General features: G+C 34.8%; 18 protein-coding genes. 3 read left to right on the forward strand and 15 right to left on the reverse strand.

The features are described 5' to 3' along the window. Positions 1–11: 11 nt before the first annotated feature. The 3 genes from sufB to hdhA all read right to left on the reverse strand — a co-directional run bounded on the left by sufB (position 12) and on the right by hdhA (position 3,433). Positions 12–1,409, reverse strand: a complete 1,398-nt coding sequence (gene sufB, locus CLOLE_RS16420; RefSeq protein ID WP_013658256.1) for a Fe-S cluster assembly protein SufB — start codon at positions 1,407–1,409, stop codon at positions 12–14. Beyond that, complete coding sequence (gene sufC, locus CLOLE_RS16425) at positions 1,406–2,161, reverse strand: Fe-S cluster assembly ATPase SufC (RefSeq protein ID WP_013658257.1); 756 nt, start codon at positions 2,159–2,161, stop codon at positions 1,406–1,408. The genes sufB and sufC overlap by 4 nt, the downstream gene beginning before the upstream one ends. A 474-nt stretch (positions 2,162–2,635) precedes the next feature. Continuing rightward, positions 2,636–3,433, reverse strand: a complete 798-nt coding sequence (hdhA, locus tag CLOLE_RS16430) for a 7alpha-hydroxysteroid dehydrogenase (RefSeq protein ID WP_013658258.1) — start codon at positions 3,431–3,433, stop codon at positions 2,636–2,638. Between the two features lie 295 nt (positions 3,434–3,728). Here hdhA and CLOLE_RS16435 point away from each other — a divergent pair, with 295 nt between their 5' ends. Further along, positions 3,729–4,568 carry an AraC family transcriptional regulator gene (locus tag CLOLE_RS16435; protein ID WP_013658259.1) on the forward strand — a complete coding sequence of 280 codons (840 nt, stop codon included), beginning with the start codon at positions 3,729–3,731 and terminating at the stop codon, positions 4,566–4,568. An 85-nt stretch (positions 4,569–4,653) separates the two neighbouring features. Beyond that, positions 4,654–5,502 carry an aminoglycoside 6-adenylyltransferase gene (locus CLOLE_RS16440; RefSeq protein WP_013658260.1) on the forward strand — a complete coding sequence of 283 codons (849 nt, stop codon included), beginning with the start codon at positions 4,654–4,656 and terminating at the stop codon, positions 5,500–5,502. A 200-nt stretch (positions 5,503–5,702) separates the two neighbouring features. Here the strand turns inward: CLOLE_RS16440 and CLOLE_RS16445 are convergent, their stop codons facing one another. The 12 genes from CLOLE_RS16445 to CLOLE_RS16500 form a co-directional block, all read right to left on the reverse strand. Next, positions 5,703–6,056 (reverse strand): hypothetical protein, encoded by a 354-nt coding sequence (locus CLOLE_RS16445; protein WP_013658261.1) that lies wholly within the window; start codon positions 6,054–6,056, stop codon positions 5,703–5,705. Then, complete coding sequence (locus CLOLE_RS16450; protein WP_013658262.1) at positions 6,057–7,403, reverse strand: AraC family transcriptional regulator; 1,347 nt, start codon at positions 7,401–7,403, stop codon at positions 6,057–6,059. 119 nt (positions 7,404–7,522) lie between these two features. Then, on the reverse strand, positions 7,523–8,050 hold the full coding sequence (locus tag CLOLE_RS16455) for a GNAT family N-acetyltransferase (RefSeq protein ID WP_013658263.1): 528 nt from the start codon (positions 8,048–8,050) through the stop codon (positions 7,523–7,525). 82 nt (positions 8,051–8,132) lie between these two features. Beyond that, entirely contained in the window at positions 8,133–9,101 is a 969-nt protein-coding gene (locus tag CLOLE_RS16460) for an alpha/beta hydrolase (RefSeq protein ID WP_013658264.1), read from the reverse strand. A gap of 175 nt (positions 9,102–9,276) precedes the next feature. Then, positions 9,277–10,395 carry a hypothetical protein gene (locus CLOLE_RS16465; protein WP_013658265.1) on the reverse strand — a complete coding sequence of 373 codons (1,119 nt, stop codon included), beginning with the start codon at positions 10,393–10,395 and terminating at the stop codon, positions 9,277–9,279. 33 nt (positions 10,396–10,428) lie between these two features. Continuing rightward, positions 10,429–10,875 carry a MarR family winged helix-turn-helix transcriptional regulator gene (locus CLOLE_RS16470; RefSeq protein WP_013658266.1) on the reverse strand — a complete coding sequence of 149 codons (447 nt, stop codon included), beginning with the start codon at positions 10,873–10,875 and terminating at the stop codon, positions 10,429–10,431. A gap of 304 nt (positions 10,876–11,179) precedes the next feature. Continuing rightward, a complete protein-coding gene (locus CLOLE_RS16475) occupies positions 11,180–12,766 on the reverse strand; it encodes a transposase (RefSeq protein ID WP_013657359.1) in 1,587 nt (528 codons plus the stop codon). A gap of 159 nt (positions 12,767–12,925) precedes the next feature. Further along, the gene (locus CLOLE_RS16480; RefSeq protein WP_013658267.1) at positions 12,926–13,171 is read right to left on the reverse strand and encodes a hypothetical protein; all 246 of its coding nucleotides are present in this window, start codon (positions 13,169–13,171) and stop codon (positions 12,926–12,928) included. A 19-nt stretch (positions 13,172–13,190) separates the two neighbouring features. Beyond that, positions 13,191–14,936, reverse strand: coding sequence for a sensor histidine kinase (locus CLOLE_RS22050; protein WP_013658268.1), 1,746 nt, complete (start codon positions 14,934–14,936; stop codon positions 13,191–13,193). After that, positions 14,926–15,606 carry a response regulator transcription factor gene (locus CLOLE_RS16490; protein ID WP_013658269.1) on the reverse strand — a complete coding sequence of 227 codons (681 nt, stop codon included), beginning with the start codon at positions 15,604–15,606 and terminating at the stop codon, positions 14,926–14,928. The genes CLOLE_RS22050 and CLOLE_RS16490 overlap by 11 nt, the downstream gene beginning before the upstream one ends. A gap of 141 nt (positions 15,607–15,747) precedes the next feature. Then, a complete protein-coding gene (gene rsmH, locus CLOLE_RS16495) occupies positions 15,748–16,797 on the reverse strand; it encodes a 16S rRNA (cytosine(1402)-N(4))-methyltransferase RsmH (RefSeq protein WP_013658270.1) in 1,050 nt (349 codons plus the stop codon). Positions 16,798–16,980: 183 nt separating this feature from the next. Beyond that, entirely contained in the window at positions 16,981–17,646 is a 666-nt protein-coding gene (locus tag CLOLE_RS16500; RefSeq protein WP_013658271.1) for a Dph6-related ATP pyrophosphatase, read from the reverse strand. A 299-nt stretch (positions 17,647–17,945) separates the two neighbouring features. On the opposite strand from CLOLE_RS16500, the gene CLOLE_RS16505 reads away from it, so the two are divergent. Then, entirely contained in the window at positions 17,946–18,701 is a 756-nt protein-coding gene (locus CLOLE_RS16505; protein ID WP_013658272.1) for an immunoglobulin-like domain-containing protein, read from the forward strand. The last annotated feature ends 68 nt before the right edge of the window (positions 18,702–18,769 follow it).

Below are 18,769 nucleotides of genomic sequence, written 5' to 3' on the forward strand. Positions count from 1 at the left end.
TTCTCCACCTCCTATCCAATAGTTCCCTTCATCTCTAAGTTAATTAGGTTATTCAGTTCAACAGCATAAGCTACTGGCAATTCTTTCGCTATAGGATCTACGAAGCCTCTTACAATGAGTCCTACTGCTTCTTCCTCTGTAAGTCCGCGGCTCATAAGATAAAAAATAGCTTCATCACTGATTTTACCTATTTTTGCTTCATGGGCGATTTCTACATCATCATTTTTAATATCCATAACAGGCACTGTATGAGATGCTGATATATCATCTAGCATTAATGCATCACAATTGACTGATGCTTTAGAACCATAAGCCTTAGGTGATATTTTAACCAATCCTCTGTAGGTTGTCTCTCCACCAGCCTTAGAAATAGACCTTGTATGAATAGTCGATTTAGTATGTGGTGCAAGGTGTGCCACCTTTGCTCCTGTATCCAAGTTTTGTCCCTTTGCTGCAAAGGTAATCCCTGTAAAATCACTACTAGCGCCTTCTCCGATCAAGACACTCATAGGGTATAACATAGACACTCTAGAACCAAAAGATCCTGATACCCATTCCATATGGGCATTTTTATGAATCATTGCCCTTTTCGTATTTAAGTTATACATATTTTTGGACCAGTTTTCTATTGTTGAATACCTTAGTCTTGCATTTTCTTTAACATAAAGCTCTACACAGCCTGCATGTAAATTAATAACATTGTGTTTTGGAGCTGAACATCCTTCTATAAAATGTAAACTTGCACCTTCTTCTACGATAATCAGAGTATGTTCAAATTGACCTGCTCCAGGTGCATTCAGTCTAAAATAGGATTGAAGAGGCATATTGACCTGTACGCCTTTAGGTACATATACAAATGAGCCTCCTGAGAAAACTGCCCCATGTAAAGCTGCAAATTTATGGTCACTAGGTGGCACACACTTCATAAAATACTCTCTTACAATCTCTTCATAGTCTCTACAAGCTGTTTCGAAATCTGTATAAACAACCCCCTGAGCTTCTAACTCACGTTGAATAGAGTGATAAACTACCTCTGAATCATATTGTGCACCTACACCTGCTAAGCTAGAGGATTCTGCTTCTTGAATACCCAGTCTATCAAAAGTATTAGCTATAGTTTGATCTACATTTTCCCAGTTATCACTTAGCTGTGATTTAGGTCTTACATAAGTTATAATATTATCAATATCTAATTCACTAAGATCTGGTCCCCATGTTGGCACAGGTATGCTATTATAAATAGCCAGTGATTTTAATCTAAAGTCTAGCATCCACTGTGGCTCATTTTTTTCTTTTGAAATAGCTCTAATAACATCTTCAGTCAGCCCTTTTTCAGTTCTGTAACTATATTCATCTTTGTTCTTAATATCATATATGCCTCTTTCGACATCATCTACTACTGTTCTCATAGATTCACACCTTCTTTTTGAAGATATTTACCATATCCATTTGCTTCTATATCTTTAACGATTTCCATACCACCTGTTTTGACAATAGTTCCTGCCACTAATACATGAACATAATCTGGTTTAATCTCTTGAAGCATATGATTATGATGTGTCACGATTAAAAAGGCATTGTTTTCATTAGCTACTTTCAGTATACCTTCTGAAACAATTTTAGTAGCATCTACATCAAGTCCAGAGTCTGTTTCATCTAGCATAGCAAGCTTGGGTTGTAGCATTGCCATCTGAAGAACTTCGCTTTTCTTTTTTTCACCACCTGAAAAGCCTACATTTAAATACCTATCTCTATATTCTTTAGAAATACTAAGCTCCTCCATCTTCTCTTCTAAAGCTTTTCTAAAAGCAACTAATCTTACAGGCTCAGTGCTTCTTGCCATTTTAGCGCTGCGAATAAAGTTCTCTATAGTAACCCCATTGATTTCTTCAGGATATTGAAAAGATAAAAAGATTCCTTTTCTAGCGCGTTCTGTTACTGAAACTTCTTCTAGGCTTTCTCCTTCAAATAAGATTTCTCCGCTTGTTACCTCATATTTTGGATGCCCCATAATACTACTTGCTAAGGTAGACTTACCAGCTCCATTAGGTCCCATAATAACGTGAATTTCACCTGGCTTAATCGTTAAATTAAGACCTTTTAAAATTTCTTTTCCTTCTACTTCTACATGTAAATCATTTATTTTAATTAATTCTTCCATTAGAATTTCTCCTTTATCAAATACATTTTAATTCCGAGTAACTTACTATGGATTAATTGTAAGCCAATAATAATTATTAGTCAATATTTTTTATCTTATATTTATGTTTTAATATTGTTAATTTTTTTATTTTTTATACTATGTAATTCGTTGCACGCTAAAAGGACCTACTTAAATTCATACATTGTATGATAGATAAGTCGGTCCTTATGAGTTATAAAACCTTACTGACTTATAAGATTTTTTCAAATCCTATAAGCCTTAAGTTCCTTTTGGCCCATCTCCAGCACCATTGTCTGCGTAAGCCTCCGAGTCGAGAATGCTTTGGTTACTTTGATTATTCATCTTTGTTCCCTCCTACATTCAATTTGGTTTGGTTTTACAATACTAGTATGTGCGATTTATGAGAAATTATGTTGTAAAAATTTAACAAATGCTCTTGCTACTCTTAATAATAGCAAGGGCATTTTGTTTTTATCTCTTACTCTTAAGTTCAATCATATCCCCATATACAGGTGTTGGCATGCCAAATCCACCTGAAACATCTACAATCTGACCAGTTGTATAAGCAGAGTCATCACTTGCAAAGTATAATACTGTTCCTGCAATTTCTTCTGGTAATCCCATACGCTTAATTGGTGTATGTTTTAAGAAGAATTCTTTGAATGCATCTGATAGATTATTATTTACAGCATCTGTTGCAGTCATCCCAGGAAGCACTGCATTGCAACGAATATTGTCTCTTGCACATTGGGTAGCAATAAGCTTTGTTAAATAATTAATAGCAGCTTTACTTGTTCCATAACCAATTTGAGAGATATCTGGGCGAATACCACCAATAGAAGAGATGTTGATAATACTTCCTCCTCCATTTGCTGCCATATGTGGAATAGCTGCTTGTGATGATAAAAATACGCTAGCTAAATTGATATCTACCGTTCCAATAAATTCATTATAATCCGTAGTCTTAATATCTAAATCTACTTTTGGATTAGAGGTTCCAAAGTTATTCACTAATATATCTATTTTCCCTTCTTGGCTAACTACTTCTTCTACCATAGTTTTATAACTTTCTTTTACTGTTGCGTCATTATAAACAACCTTTACCTGATAACCTTCTATATTTAATTCACTTGCAATCTCCTTGGCACGTTCTACATTTCTAGCACCCATATACACAGTAGCGCCTTCTTTTGCCAAACGTTCCACGCAAGCTAATCCAATTCCTCTTGTAGAAGCTGTTACTAATACTACTTTACCTTGTAATCTCATGATGTTTTCCTCCTATACAAGCTATTTTTATGTTCCCCATAAGTTTATATCTCCCATATATAATTATTATAAACGCAATCTTTATTTTAAAGCCTTTTAATATCATAGGAAATTTTGAAATCGTTATTCATGTTATACTAATATACTATCTATTCATTCTGCTTTATTGTTTTATAGAATCAGATATGTGATAATAGATTATTATAAAAAAGATAAAATAAGTAAGTAATTTCCTATGCTTCATGACGTTTTAAATAGCTGCTTAGAAGAAAAATAACCATTTATGGAGGGATATATGAATTATTATCAAGAAAAGGTAGAGAATCAAGGTAATATACCTGCTCAGATTTATATTGGTAATAGCCAATGTATGAATTGTCATTATCCCCTACACTGGCATACCCATTTAGAGTTTAATTTGGTGCTAGAAGGAACAATCAAAGGAGTCATTAACGGCAACTCTGTAACTATTCCTCCAGGAGATATTTTTTTCGTCAATAGTAGTGATTTACATGAAACTGATGCAGTGGATCAAAATCACATGCGGGCTATTACACTTTTACTCTCTTATGATTTACTCAAGGAGTACTGCCCTGATGTAGATACTTATTATTTTAATTGGAGTGGCAATGATACGATTCATCAGCAACTCAAAAAGCTTATTCTAGAGTGTGCCAAACTCTCAGAAAAGAAAGATGTTTACTATGAATTAGAACTCTCTATTGCTCTCAGAAAGCTCTGCCTTATTTTGCTAAAAAATTGTAAGCATAAAAGGCAAGAAAAAAATCTAAGTAAGCCTGAGGTAAAAAGTATGGTAGATATTAGGAAAGTCATTGCCTTTATAGAAAATCATTATGAAGATGATCTTTCGCTATCAGAGATTGCGACTTACATCGGCATGTCTCCTAACTATTTTTCTCGCTTTTTCAAGAATGCTACTAATGAAACCGTACATAGTTATTTAACACACATCAGACTATATCACGCCCATAAAGAGCTACTAAATAGCACTCACTCTATAACAGAGCTTGCTTTAAACAATGGTTTTCCTAATGTAAAAGCCTTTATTGAGGCTTTTAAAAAAGCCTATGGTACAACTCCAAATAAATATAAGAATCAATTTGCTAAAAGATAAGATTTAACCATCTTAAGTAAATAATAAACAATACCCACTTTAAGTTGTGTTGTAAAATGACAATATAAATAATGGAGGTGGGGTTATGCATAAAGATTTAGAGGTAGCCTTTCATAATATGCTAGCGCTCTTGAAAAAGGATATGCGTTGTAAAGGAGGTTGGCATTATGGCTCTATTAGCCGAGGGCAAGATGATATTTATTCTGATTACGATCCAGTTTTTTTGGTAGCAGATAAAGATTTTGAAGCCTTTGCGGCAGACGTTCCCTATTTTCTTAGGGCTGTTTCCGATGAGCTTTTAATCCTTTGGCCAGAGAGCTTTAATGATGCTTCCTTCAAAAATTACTGCAGTGTCATTCGCCTGGGAGATAATCTCCATCAATTAGACTTTTTTATTATTAATCAGGACCACCCAGAAGCTTGGATGTGCAAACAACACTGTAAGGGTTGTACCAAGGAGCATATTCTTTTTGACCAAACAGGGGAGGTAGCTGATTTTCTTGACAAAGGCTATCGCACAGATAACTACATTCCTGACACCCTAAGAGCCATAGATACTTACTGGTTCCATATTGAGATGCTGATTAAATACTTCAAAAGAAATGATATCTTCAAATTAATAAAAAACATCCAAGAGTTCTTATTTCATTCACATGTGGATTTACTACTATCCTACTATGATAACTTAGATTGGGGTGCCTGGGAAAGCAAAGTAAAACACTGTATCCCTAATGAAAAACAAGAACACTTAAAAGCTTATTTTTCTAAAGCAGATCTTTGCAGCCTAGAAGCTGCTGTCAAAGAAAGCATGGTTCTTTTTAAACAAGATGCTGAAGAAATTTGTAGAGCGAAGAGCCTTGAATATCCTACTTTGGCCTCTGAACAAATTATTGCCTACTTTTATAAAAGATTGGCTTCCGATAACTGGAGCTAATTTTCTAGCTTTATCATCTCATAAAACCATCTAATAAAAAACACGAAGAGCAATGACTATTTGATTCATGGCCTTCGTGTTTTTTATTAGACTTTAACACCTTGCAGGAACAAATTCATTTAATCTATTAACTAACTTAAAGTTGCCACCTATATCACCTCTAATGGCTTGTTATCATTATTTGTTCCTTTATACCCCTATTATTCATAAATTGCAAGAAAGGAGGTAATCTTTCCTTCGGGATGGCACGACTCTAGAAGGCCAAACTCTGGATCATAATATTGCTGGTTATACAATAAGACCCAATGTGTATAAGTTGGCATATGTACTGTTAAAATAGCATACTCTGAAGGCATTGGATTCTTCTTTGAAATTCTCACGTTTTTTTCTGCATGTTTAATCTTATAGTAATCAAGGGCCTCGATTAGTTGACCTATTGAGGTTGGTCCTTCTGTCTTCATCACCTTGAAAACTTCTTCAATACTTTTATTAGTAATCATTGCTATACATGCTTGACCACAAGCACATGGATTAGGCTGCATCATTAGTTCCATCTAAATCCTCCTCATTACTGGCATATATTGTACAATGTCTGTATCGCCATCAATCATTGGTTCATTAATCACATACTCCTCCATAAAATGATGACTTCCAAAACAATACTTCTCATTATGCTCTATGGATTTAATAAAATTAAACCAAGATTGGCTATTCATTTTATACTTTATGAACCGTTTTAAATATAAACCACCTGTAAATGTTTCCTTTATAAGCTTCTCATCCTTTATTTCAAGCGCTTCTGGAATAGTTAAATATAAGGTATAAAAATACTCCGGTGTTCCTATCTTTTCAAAGTTATAAAAGGCAAATAGCCTTGTCTCAGCTTTTTGAAACTCAATCCCATTGTTTCTTGCCCAATCAAATAAATATTTTCTTGCTTTATTTTCTGCATTTTTACCTTTTACAGTATAAGAAACACAGGTCAAAGGAGAAAGTAGCTCTTCCGTTTCCTCTGCCTTTAAATCACTACGTAATAGGATAGGCATATATAAATCCACTCCACCAATATGCTCCATGTCTTGTGTAAAACCTAGATGTTCCTCAAGCCATTGTGCCTCCCCATAGACATATTTACTTCCCTCTAACCACTTTTGAAATCTCTGCCAGCCTTTTATAATTGCTTCTCCAAGGCATTCGCCACGCTTAATAGCCGTTACTGCATATAATCCGCCACTCAGCTCTTTAGTCTTTACCTTTTCATCTTCCACTACTAAATCTTCTGGAATAGTAATACACACCTCATAGCCATACTCTTCTCCAGATGCATCCGTATCGGGTGCGTTATAACCAAAGATACGATAATTCCCATTATTAATATCTATATTATTTTTCTTAACCCAGTCCTGCATGACGCTAAAGGCACCATCTTCAGGATTTTTTCCGTAATAGCAATAATAAGCAACTCTCATGGCTTTCATTTCTTTTAAAACTTTTATATCTGGATACTGCTCTGCAACCTCACTATCTTGTACTTCGAAATACTTGTCCATTACATTAACCCTTTCAAAAATATAATTTTTAATGCTATCCGTATACTTACTAGGTAAAAATCCCGTAATACTCTTAAAGCTTCTGGAAAAGGCATCTACACTATTGTAAGCATATTTTACAGCCACCTCTATGATTTTCTCTTTACCTTGTTTAAGATCATGAGCTGCGCAAGATATTCTGCGACATCGTATGTATTCTTTAGTCTGATAACCTGTAATAGCAAAAAACATCCGGTAAAAATTAGATACTGACATAAAAGCTTCTTTAGCTATATCCTCTATCTTCATCTCTTCTTCTAGAGAAGCTTCAATGTAGTCAATAGCTTTTTGAATCCTTTCATAATAATTCAAGGCTCTCCCCCCTCTTTTGCTAAGTTGATATTATTATAGCAGTTCCCTCTTGCTAAAATCCGACTTTTTCTCTAAAAAAACAGCCATAGCCCATGCTCTAGCATGTGCCATGACTATCCTTACACAATATATTCTAACTGACAATCACAAGGTTCTTTTTCAACGTGCTCCTTGTTATACTCCAAGGCTTCTACACAGCCCATAGCCTTATAAAATGCTTGAGATTCTATTGATGAATGCGCTGAAATATACAATTTCTTTGCGCCCTTTTCTCTTGCCCATGTAGATGCCATTTGAAAAAGTTGTTTACCTATTCCCATTCCCCGCATCTCTTCTGATACATGAATGCTTGAAAGGTCTAGATACTCTTGGTTTGATCCGAAAAATTCACTTTCTACTGAACTTATGCCTTTAAGTATCCCTTCTTTAAACGCCCCAAATACAATACCACCAGTTTCTAACGTGTGCTTAAGGCATTTTATTAATATCCTATACTCTTCTTCTCCCCAGTTCTCCTCAAATGGATTATCCTTAACTACCCAATTACCATCAATTTTTCTCCAACATTTCGTAACCACTTGATGACGCTTAAATTCTTTAAAAAGCTCTAAATCCATTTCTTCCGTGCTAAGTGCTCTATATTCCATATATACCTCCTCTTTGGTTACTATTTATCTATAGTATAGCTCATTTTATCCTTTCTTAGATAAAGATTATTTAACTCATCTATTACATTATAACCTCAGCATTTTTTCTATTAATCCACTCTGTAGAAATATCCATTGCAGCGCGACAGGCTTTAGTTTGGTCTAAAGCATTAAGCATTACAAAATCATGGATGATCGCCTGAAAACGTATAGCTGTTACATTGACTCCAGCTTCTCTCAGCCTTCTAGCATAAGCTTCTCCCTCATCTCTTAGCACATCTGCCTCTCCATTTAAAACCATGGCATCAGGAAGCTCTTTTAATTCTTCTATAGTTGCCCTTAGAGGTGAGGCTGTTATCTGATTACGATCCTTTTTACTCATTGTATACTGATCCCAGAACCACATCATGCCTGCTCTATACAGATAATAATTTACTGCAAACTTGTAATAGGATTCCGTAGAAAAACAGGCATTTGTAACGGGATAATAGAGGAGCTGCTTATGGATTTTAGGCCCTTTTCTATACTTAGCCATAATCGTCATTATAGTTGCCATATTCCCTCCTACGCTATCTCCAACAACTGTTAGGGTATCTAATCTAGCATTACAGCTCGCTTGTACTAATAAATCTGGTAATGAACACATGACTTCATAGCACTGCTCAACGGCTGTAGGATATTTAGCTTCTGGTGATCGGCTATATTCAGGAAATATGACTATAGACTGTGTACGCGCAGCTAGTTCTCTTACTAATTTATCATGCGTATGAAAACTACCAAATACCCAACCTGCTCCATGAATATAGTAAATCACATGAGGGCTACCTACGATATTGTCCGGTATTACACAATAGACACTAATGGTCCCCCAATTGCTTGTTTGAACGGGTATTATTTTAATTTCAGCTGGATACTTATAAACAGGTGCATCCTGGGCACGTTCTAAAACCTCACGCCCCTGCTCTGGAGGAAGCTGAAAAATAAGAGGTGGTTTGGAGCTCTTATCACAAACCAATTCTGCTTCTCTTTCTAAAGGTACTGTTCTCCTCATATATCTATTCTCCTTTACAACTTTTTGGGGAAATCTTCTAAACCTCTTATCTTTGTTGTAAAATCTTAGGTATTTCACTTCCAATATATGATTGAACCTCCAGAAGTTTACTACTTCTTGGCGTATGAATTGATTGCTCTTTTATAACTACTTCATTGGTAATGATTTCTTGACCTTATTTCCCTTTCCACCAATCAGCAGTCAATTCTTTATAATCTATTCTTGCCCAATTAGTAGACGATTGACCCGTCTGTAAGTTTATATTCTGCTTGTAACAATATGTCTTGGGCCAAGTACAAAATATGGATTTTTTCTGCAACATGACCTTTGTTAAAAACATCTTGTTTTGAACAATCCATCCATCAGTAGGTATCATTGTAATTTCAACATGTTCTTCTTGTCTTGTTACTTTATATTTACCAGAAAAATACCCCATAGACGCATCCATCTCTATCTTAAAACGACCATTCACCTCTGTATTTTTCATACGTAATAAATCGGGAAAGGCATCTACAAATTTCAATATAAAAATATGTTTTGAGCTCTGGAATCTTAGGGATTCCATCAGCTTCATATCCTCTACTGTTTGATAGGTTGCAATTAATCCCTGTTCATGAATTTCATGATTGTTACAAGGATAGGTTTGTAAAATCACTTCTTGTTTTTTCCCAAACTCAACCAGCTCACAATCATAGCCATATCTAGTAAAATGGCGCATTTGTCCATCTTTTGGAATAGGTACTGGAAATGCATCTGGCAGTATGTCTTTCCCATCGATTTGTATTTTAAGGATAGTATTTTTCTTTCTCACTAAATCAAATTGGTACATAGCAAAAGCTGGAAAGGATACTGGATTTCTTGAAGATACGCCTATTGGTGCTATAAGATCAAAGGTTCTACTTGGTTTCTTTCCATGTTCCCTTGCAACTACATCTATTAGCCTTCCTTTGTAATCACGAAAACAAAATTCAACTTGAATGCCCTCCTCTGTTAGCTGAAAACATCCTCTATCAAAAGTCACTTTACGATAGTGCTTGAGTCCTTTATCGCATACCTCAAACTTTCCAACTTCCTTAATGCATAAGCTTTCTTCATCGTATACATCCACATATTTATCATTTCGATACGCAATGACCCTAAAACCTTTTCCTTCGTTTTCTGTAACTAGGTACTGTAATTCAAGGCCTGCATAAATTGCTTCTGGATTTTTTTCAAAGTTAAAAAGGATGAGTTTCTTAATAGGTACAATTTCCATGGTAAAAGGTTGGAGAACCTCACCATTCATTATCTTCATATAAATAACCTCCTAATGACTCTTTTTTTACATTTACTGTATGGTACCGCCTAAATTGTGATTCATCTTCTTAAGTGTTCCTATAGCCATTTTTAATTCTTCCTTACTAATTCCCCTATACATTTCTTGCATAAATTGGTTAGTCCCTTCTAAATTCACTTGTTCTAGCTTTGTCATTTTATCTGTTGCAACAAGTCTCAGTTTTCTTTTGTCTTTTTCATCTTGTATGATTCGCAAATATCCATTTTGCTCCAACTGTGTTGCCATACGCTTCACATTCTGATAAGAACAGCCAATGAACTCCCCTGTTTCTTTCAAAGTGGGTGCTTCTTCTCCCATTACACTTAATGCAACCATCATAAAATGCTGCTTCATAGTAATGTCCTCAAACTGACTGTCCCCTATTGTTTGAATACGATTGCATAACGCAAAGAGCATCCCATATAACATTAGCTCTTCATCAATTCCTTCTAATTTCAAGCTACGCCCTCCTTTTTCAAGAATATATAATATGTTATGTATTTTACTTTTAAAATATAACATGTTATGTATTTTGTCAAGAAGCAATCAACTATTATGCTCATCTACTTATTATATGCTAGTGGATCTGCTATTTTACCTAAACAAGGGGCTGTAAAAAAACAGCCTCGAAACAAGGAGCAGGTCGCCTGTAGCGACCTGCTCCTTGTTTTTTAATAGATTTATTATCATTATCACAAAATTAGAAGTCACTTATTAAGCCTATGGTTTTATAGGCTTTAAATGATGATATTATATCCGTTTTTTATGCAGCTATGGATGTCCGATGTTTCTTGTTATGATACTTATAGAGGTTGTATCCACAAGAGATTAACGTGAATTCTAAAATGACAGCTTTTTCACCTCGCCGAAATAATCTTTTATAAGATCTATCCCACTTAATTATCCCAAATGTCCCCTCTGATTGAATACTTCTGTTCATACACAATAAGGCACCATGAATTGATTCTAGATTATTTATTACTTCCTTATGTATTTCTGTTAATTCTCGATTAAGGCGTACTGTTCTATTTCCATGTGATCTTTTGCAACATTCACTACGATATGGACATCCTGCACAGTCTTCACATTCATATATTTCTTCTGTTCTACCATATTGATTTTTATATATATGCCTATCACATTTATATATAAACTTTTTATTATTAGGACAGATCAGGTTTCCTTGTTCATCTCTTTTGAAATTTACTGCACGATATGGATCATAATGATATTTTTCATTCTTAGTTTCCCTCTCAAACATAGTAAATTTCATATATTTTTCCATGCCATGTTCCTCACAATAAAGATAATTATTATAAGAACCATATCCTGCGTCAGCAACAGGATACGTTGGATAATGACCATAAGTAGCATTAAACTTTTCCATTAAAGGTTGAAAACATTCCATGTCTGAAGCATAAGGTTTTGCGTCTATTACAGCTATATATTCATCACATATGGAAGCCTGCATGTTGTAAGCAGGAAGGAGCTGGTCATTTCCCATATAATCACGTTTGATTCTCATAAAAGTTGCATCGTGATCAGTTTTTGAATAACTATTTCTTCGCTCACCACATACTTCGAGGTGCTTTGCATATTTCTTGAGGCGTTCTAGATACCCCTGCATTTCCTGATACTGTTTTTGATGGATACTTTTCTTATGCCCCGCTCCGGAAACAAATTTTGAAACCTCTAGATTTATTGCCTTCTGATAATTTTCAAGCAATGCCTCAACGTAATCAATCGCATATTCATCTCTTTTTTCTAACTTCACATTAAGAAAACTAAGAACCTCTGAATTCATTGTATCGATGAGTAATGAGATCTTTTCGAACACTTTGTTTCTATTTTTGATGCAAGATTTCTTCCATACCCAGGTATAGCGATTAGCATTAGCTTCAATCTTTGTTCCATCGATGTAAGTGTGATGTAAATCCACATGCTCTTGATTAAAAATATAAGAATTGATATCAATGAAGATTTGTTCAATTGAAGTCGTTAATTCATTACGAATAAAGTTGCCGAAAGTAGCAAAAGATGGAGCTTTCATTCCGTCAAGAAGATACATATATCTGATGTCTGTACGACAGAGTTTTTCAATATTTCTTAAAGAACTAATGCCATGCTCCATAAAAGTGAAAAGTATAATCTTAAGCATTTTATCTGAATCACATCTTGGACGACCTGTTTTGCAGTCCTTCTCTACAAAATATCGTGTTAGGTCAATGTGATCCATTACTTCGCATAAAGTATATACTGGATCTGAAATATCAATTATTTTTTCGATATCCAATGGTAATTTTAGCTGTCTTGGTGTAAAATTATCATTGGTATTTTTGTTTAGTAGCATAAATAAATTATACCAAAAAAATCGCTGAAGTCTTACGATCTCAGCGATTTTTTCGTTAGGGGAGTTTTTTTACATCCCCTTATCTAATATTATTTTTTCATAATCACACCTATCCTTAGCCGTATTGGCCCTATTAATGGTACCTTCAAAATATATTTATTAAGTAAAACTGTTTTTCTCTATAATATGTATGATCTCTTGATTAATCTGTTCTGCAATTTCATGATTAATTCCATGTCCAACACCTTCAAAAAATTTCACACGCATCTTTTTCTCTCTCAGTATAGCTTCTCCACCAAGCTTTTCAAAAGGATCTTCCAGTCCTACAAGGAAAAATGCCTTTGTACGAAGTAACTCTATCTCTTTTTCTGATAAAGAAGATATACTATGATACTTCATAGCCATATTATTATACTACATTTCTTTATTTTCTGCGCATAAGTTCAAACCAGAATTTTACTCCTCCATCTGTGTTGTTGACTCCATAGGGCATTTTATGAAGTTCTAATACGTTACGTACAATAGATAGTCCAAGACCTGTCCCTCTTTCACATCTTTCTTTGTCCTTATCTCCTTTATAAAAAGCGTCCCAAATTAGAGGAAGCTGATTTTCTGGAATAGGCTCTCCTTCATTTTCAATGACTACCCTTCCTTTTTCAATTGAGATTTGAATCTTTCCGCCCTCTGGTGTATGTATAAGTGCATTGATTACTAGATTATTGATTACTTGCATCATTCTTTTGTAGTCTGCTACAATCTCCCACTCCTGATCAGCAGTAAAAGTTACTTCTAATTCCTGATTTTCAAAAAGTCTTTCTTTATTTTTTAAGACCTCTTGGATAAGGGTATTCAGACAAAATGTTTCTTCCTTCAATGTATAGGCCTTTGATTCTAGCTTTGATAAGTCCAGCATTTCTAGTATAAGCTCATCCATCTTGGCAGTCTCATCTATGATGACTTCTAGATAATGATCTCTTTTTTCTTCTGAAATATGCTCCTTTAGCCCTTCACTATAAGTACGAATAATGCCTAAAGGTGTTTTTAACTCATGACCAATAGTGTCTGTAAGTTCTCTTCTATTCTTCTCTAAGAGTATCTGCTTTTCGTAAGTTTTCCATAAACCCTTAGATAAAATAACTACTAGTAGAACTATCATAATTAAAGAAAATACATATACGGGTGCTAAATTTTTTATGGCTATTTCTAATGGAAAGCTAACTGTATTTACCACTAAATAATAGTTTTTTCCACCTTCATTAAAATACCGTATGATCTGTCCTTTCTCTTTATAAAATTCACTTTCAAAGGATGATATTGTTATCTGCTCCTTGGCTTCCTGCATCATTTCCTTAGTAAGTGTCGGTGTACATGTCTCAAATCTCCTTATGATCTTCTCATTCCTACTCCTCTTCATATAGTAGTAGCTATCTCCTATATTCATAAACCCTACATTTACTATACTCTCTGGATAAAATGTACAGTTATCTGCCCTATACTTCTTTAGCCCCTCTACATCTTCTACTATAAAAGTATATTCCTCTAGAAACTCACGCTTTATCCGTGAAGCACTTTTAATAATTTGCTTATCAGGAATTACACCTGTTGGCTTCCACTCCTCTTTATAAATCGTTATTTTCTCAGGAATAATTTCATTCTTATATTGATATCCTGATACACTTAATGAAAACTTTAGGATATCATTTTCTTTTTGCATTAGTTCAAACAAATGAGTAATCTGCTCACTACTAAGGTATTTATCCACATCAACTAGTGCAAAATAGGATTCATATGAACTTTTACCAAAATTACTTTCATTAACTATAATGGGATTTGGACAAGCTATATAGTTGCCTGTTTTTACTACACTCTCCCCTGTTTCTGTATAAAGTGCCGCTCTTATGTAATTCTCATTAGTGCAAAAGAAATCTCTCCGCATAATAAAAAAATAACTTAAGGGTGTATCTATATTTCTGTGTTCAGCACTAAACTCAGATGCTGAAGGTATATCCTCCATAATAGAGGAGCAAAATCCAGCTCTCCTATTTTCGCAATCAGCTTTACTATGTTTATACTGCACAAACGTAAATAGGCTCATTATTCCTATATAAAAAGCAAAAAAAGCCGCAAATACTCTTAAAAGTATTTTCCGAAAGCTCATCTTATTTTTCATTGGTTGCCACCTCCAGCTTATAGCCCACTTTCATGATTGTACGAATAGCCTTGCCACTTTTACCCAATGCTTTTCTAAGTTTTTTTACATGAGTATCTATCACCCTATCATTCCCTTCAAAGTCATACCCCCACAACCTTACGATAAGCTGGTCTCTTGTAATGACTTGATTTTTATTTCTCATGAAATAAACAAGCATCCTATACTCCATAGGAGCTAGCTTGATTTCTTCCCCTCCTACAGTCACCTCTAATTTCTTGCAATCTATACAAATATCATTAACCTTCAGCTTGTCCTCAATAATGGTTCCTTTTGCCCTCTTAATAAGAGAATTAACTTTAGCATATAATACCCCTAAAGAAAAAGGCTTTGTCACATAATCATCTGCCCCTAACTCATACCCATAAAGCTGATCTTCTTCATCAGATTTTGCTGTAATAAAAATAATGGGTGTTTCATACCGAAGGCGCACCTCTTTACATACTGTAAAACCATCTATTCCTGGCATCATCACATCTAGTAAGATTAAATCAAAGCTTTCTTTTTCTAAAATACTCAGCGCTTCTTTCCCCTGATTCACGCAGATAACCTTACAGTCTTTAACTTGAAAGTAATCACTGATTATCTCCTGCATTCTCTTTTCATCTTCTACTAATAATATTTTATCCATTTCTGTCCTCCCCTTTTCCCTCTCATAATAGTAGCATAATCTGTCTTTTTTATGACCTTTTGTATGTAAAATACATTGTTATAAAAATCCCCAACCAAGTGCTACTAGTACTTGGTTGGGGATTTTTATTTTCTATTCAAATTATGCCTTTATCGCCCATCTCATTTTCGTTGAGCGAGCGCGACCATTCATATTACATTCTTCTGCTGATGGTCTGATAACCTCAGTGGCAATTTCACTATAAACCCCTTCACGGAGTAATCTTTTAAAGGATTTTTTAACAAGTCTATCTTCTCCTGAATGGAATGTCAGTATGGCAACACGTCCTCCTTTGGCAAGAACATTAGGAAGCTTTTCTAAAAATTCTTCTAGCACTTCAAACTCACTATTAACATCAATTCGTAATGCTTGGAACGTTCTTTGACATGATTTCTTAATCGCTTCTTTTCGTTTATCTTCTGGAATAAATTCAAGAGCTTCTCCTATAACTTGTTGAAGCTTAGTCGTCGTAGAAATATAATCTTTTTTTCTTATTTTAGAAATAATAGCCTCTGATATCTCCTTGGCATAAGGTTCATCCGAATTTTCAATTAGCATACCTTCTAATTCTTTTTGTGTCATATCTTTTAAACGTTCAGCTGCCGATATACCTTTCTCAGGATCCAATCGTAAATCCAATGGCCCTTCATATTTAAATGAAAAACCTCTATCTGGATTATCAATTTGCATTGAAGAGACACCTAAATCCGCCAACATAAAATCAAATAAGCCATTTTCTGCAGCTACTTGATCAATATCCCGAAAGTTCAGCTGCTTAATTGTTAATATTTCCTCTCCATACCCTAAATCTTCTAACCGTTTTTTTGTTTTTACTATTTCAATAGGATCTACATCCAAGGCATACATATGCCCCTTAGCTTCTAAACATTTTAGCATTTCTAAAGTATGACCACCATATCCAAGGGTTGCATCTAGTCCCTTTTGCCCCGGTTTTATTTGTAAAAATTCTAGTATTTCTTTAACACATATAGATATATGCATACCAGCAGGTGTACTTCCTTTTTTGATTACCTTCTCAATCGTATCTCCATATTTTTCAGGCTGAAGTTCTTTGTATTTTTCTTTATAATTTTTTGGATGAGTTCCTTTATATCTCACACGTCGTTTGTGCTTTTGCTCTTGATTATCCATTGATTTCCTCGTAGCTTTCTTCGTTTTAGTTGTTTTGACCATTTTCCAATATTAAATTATATATATCTTTTAATTAATAGTAGCACATCCATCTAGCACTTACAAAATTTTTATATCTTTATGTTTATTTTGCAATATTAATACCATTCATTATCTCTTGTTAATATCAAGTACATACCTAGCTTATACTTTAGTTTGAATAGGTAAAATAGCATATTGATTGCTATACACTTTATCTTTATAAGCAAATGGTACTGGATAGGAAAATAATGGCCCATCTGACACAAAGGTATGATACTCTCCATTTTCTCCACAAGCATCTGCTCCTTCTAATACAATAGATGAAATGATTTTAGCAGATAAACACTTTCCTAAATGCTTCTCGCTAAGCCTTGTCGTATCTACCACTGTAATATTGGCTTTGAATCCCACCTTTATGAATTCCTCCACTAAGGCTCTCCTCTCTTCCTTCCAAAGTGGAAAGAAAGCTTCTATGCCAACTGCTTCGCAGCGCTTTGCGCACCACTCTAAATGCTCCTCAATATCAATATCACCAAAAATGCAAACCTCTACCCCATTTCCCTGCTGAAGCAAAAGCTCTTTTTCAAAATTCTGGGCATATTCCTCACCGGAAGTTCTGATGAGCCTGATAGGAATATTCAATGACTTTGAAACCTCTTGAAGCACCTTTTCCGGTACACCATGAAACCATGATTCATTTCTATCTGTATTAAATGTAATAATGAGTGCAACAGGCTCCATTCCCATTTGAATAGCTCTATATATGGCTAACAGACTGTCTTTCCCACCACTATAGGATGCAACGAATTTTTTACCTCTATGATTCATTTTATTATTTTCTCCTTATATTCATCTCTCTTGTTAGAGCCTATAATACGTATTTCATGTATAACCCCTATAGGGTCATCTTGATTATATTAAATTTAATATTTATACACAACTGTCTATCCCAAGTGCCTACAGTCTTCGGCTTAGTAATTAACTGATTGTAACATCATATATAAAAAATGAGTATATGTCACACGGCATATACCTGTTTGATTAGAGGAATATTGGGAACATTACGTAATTTTTTTCGTCAAATCTAATAGAAGACTAAATAGAACATCTTATTAGGAGGAACCCAGATGAAACAATACCTATTATTATTTACTACCATGACCTGTATGTCTCTGCTATTGGTAGGTTGTAGTCAAAGTGCTCTTGCTCTAGGAAGTGAGGGACATTCCAAACCTGTTATAGCCACCAAAGAAAAAAAAGAGACCGAAGAAGTTGCATTGGACAGGCGTCCTATGGTAATGGTAAATGGCGAATTATACCTTGATACAGGTCGTGAAAGCGATATTGAGGGTAGATGTGGTGTGATGGACGGAGAAATCACTTCAACCGTAGATACCTCTAAAATCCCAATCCAAGATAACCAATCCAATTTTGGAGATGGTTATGGTTATCAATATGTAGATGAAAACAGCATCGATTTATACATGAATGGGAAGTGGATAAGATTTGAAAAAGAAACTACGGATACTTGGGGTATCCAACTAACTGCCAGCAAAGTCACCTCTTCTGGACTGACATTGGTATGTAATCAGTCAGGTGCCCAGCCAACAGGAAATTTACAAACTGGTAGTCCTTATTGGCTAGAAGTCCAAATAAACAATGAATGGGTCCCCGTAGAAATGTTGCCCTCAGAATATGAACGAGGTTGGACACAAGAAGCCTGGATTATCCCCATGAATAACAGCATAGAATGGGTAGTGAACTGGACAGAGCTATATGGCAATCTTCCTGCTGGCAAATACAGAATAGGTAAAGAGATTATGGATTTTAGAGGTACAGGAGATTATGATACCAATACTTACTATGCTAACTTTGAAGTATAGTATTATCTACACTTTCTACTTTACTAATCAGTTATAGAAGTAACACCTAAGAGTCTGAAAAAAGCAAG

The sequence above is a fragment of the Cellulosilyticum lentocellum DSM 5427 genome (assembly GCF_000178835.2).
Lineage (GTDB): Bacteria > Bacillota > Clostridia > Lachnospirales > Cellulosilyticaceae > Cellulosilyticum > Cellulosilyticum lentocellum.

Bases quoted from the DNA above. Each gene is read 5' to 3' on its own strand.
- sufB (WP_013658256.1), bottom strand. From the start codon at position 1,409: ATGAGAACAGTAGTAGATGATGTCGAAAGAGGCATATATGATATTAAG.
- sufC (WP_013658257.1), bottom strand. From the start codon at position 2,161: ATGGAAGAATTAATTAAAATAAATGATTTACATGTAGAAGTAGAAGGA.
- hdhA (WP_013658258.1), bottom strand. From the start codon at position 3,433: ATGAGATTACAAGGTAAAGTAGTATTAGTAACAGCTTCTACAAGAGGA.
- CLOLE_RS16435 (WP_013658259.1), top strand. From the start codon at position 3,729: ATGAATTATTATCAAGAAAAGGTAGAGAATCAAGGTAATATACCTGCT.
- CLOLE_RS16440 (WP_013658260.1), top strand. From the start codon at position 4,654: ATGCATAAAGATTTAGAGGTAGCCTTTCATAATATGCTAGCGCTCTTG.
- CLOLE_RS16445 (WP_013658261.1), bottom strand. From the start codon at position 6,056: ATGGAACTAATGATGCAGCCTAATCCATGTGCTTGTGGTCAAGCATGT.
- CLOLE_RS16455 (WP_013658263.1), bottom strand. From the start codon at position 8,050: ATGGAATATAGAGCACTTAGCACGGAAGAAATGGATTTAGAGCTTTTT.
- CLOLE_RS16460 (WP_013658264.1), bottom strand. From the start codon at position 9,101: ATGAGGAGAACAGTACCTTTAGAAAGAGAAGCAGAATTGGTTTGTGAT.
- CLOLE_RS16465 (WP_013658265.1), bottom strand. From the start codon at position 10,395: ATGAAGATAATGAATGGTGAGGTTCTCCAACCTTTTACCATGGAAATT.
- CLOLE_RS16475 (WP_013657359.1), bottom strand. From the start codon at position 12,766: ATGCTACTAAACAAAAATACCAATGATAATTTTACACCAAGACAGCTA.
- CLOLE_RS16480 (WP_013658267.1), bottom strand. From the start codon at position 13,171: ATGGCTATGAAGTATCATAGTATATCTTCTTTATCAGAAAAAGAGATA.
- CLOLE_RS22050 (WP_013658268.1), bottom strand. From the start codon at position 14,936: ATGAAAAATAAGATGAGCTTTCGGAAAATACTTTTAAGAGTATTTGCG.
- CLOLE_RS16490 (WP_013658269.1), bottom strand. From the start codon at position 15,606: ATGGATAAAATATTATTAGTAGAAGATGAAAAGAGAATGCAGGAGATA.
- rsmH (WP_013658270.1), bottom strand. From the start codon at position 16,797: ATGGATAATCAAGAGCAAAAGCACAAACGACGTGTGAGATATAAAGGA.
- CLOLE_RS16500 (WP_013658271.1), bottom strand. From the start codon at position 17,646: ATGAATCATAGAGGTAAAAAATTCGTTGCATCCTATAGTGGTGGGAAA.
- CLOLE_RS16505 (WP_013658272.1), top strand. From the start codon at position 17,946: ATGAAACAATACCTATTATTATTTACTACCATGACCTGTATGTCTCTG.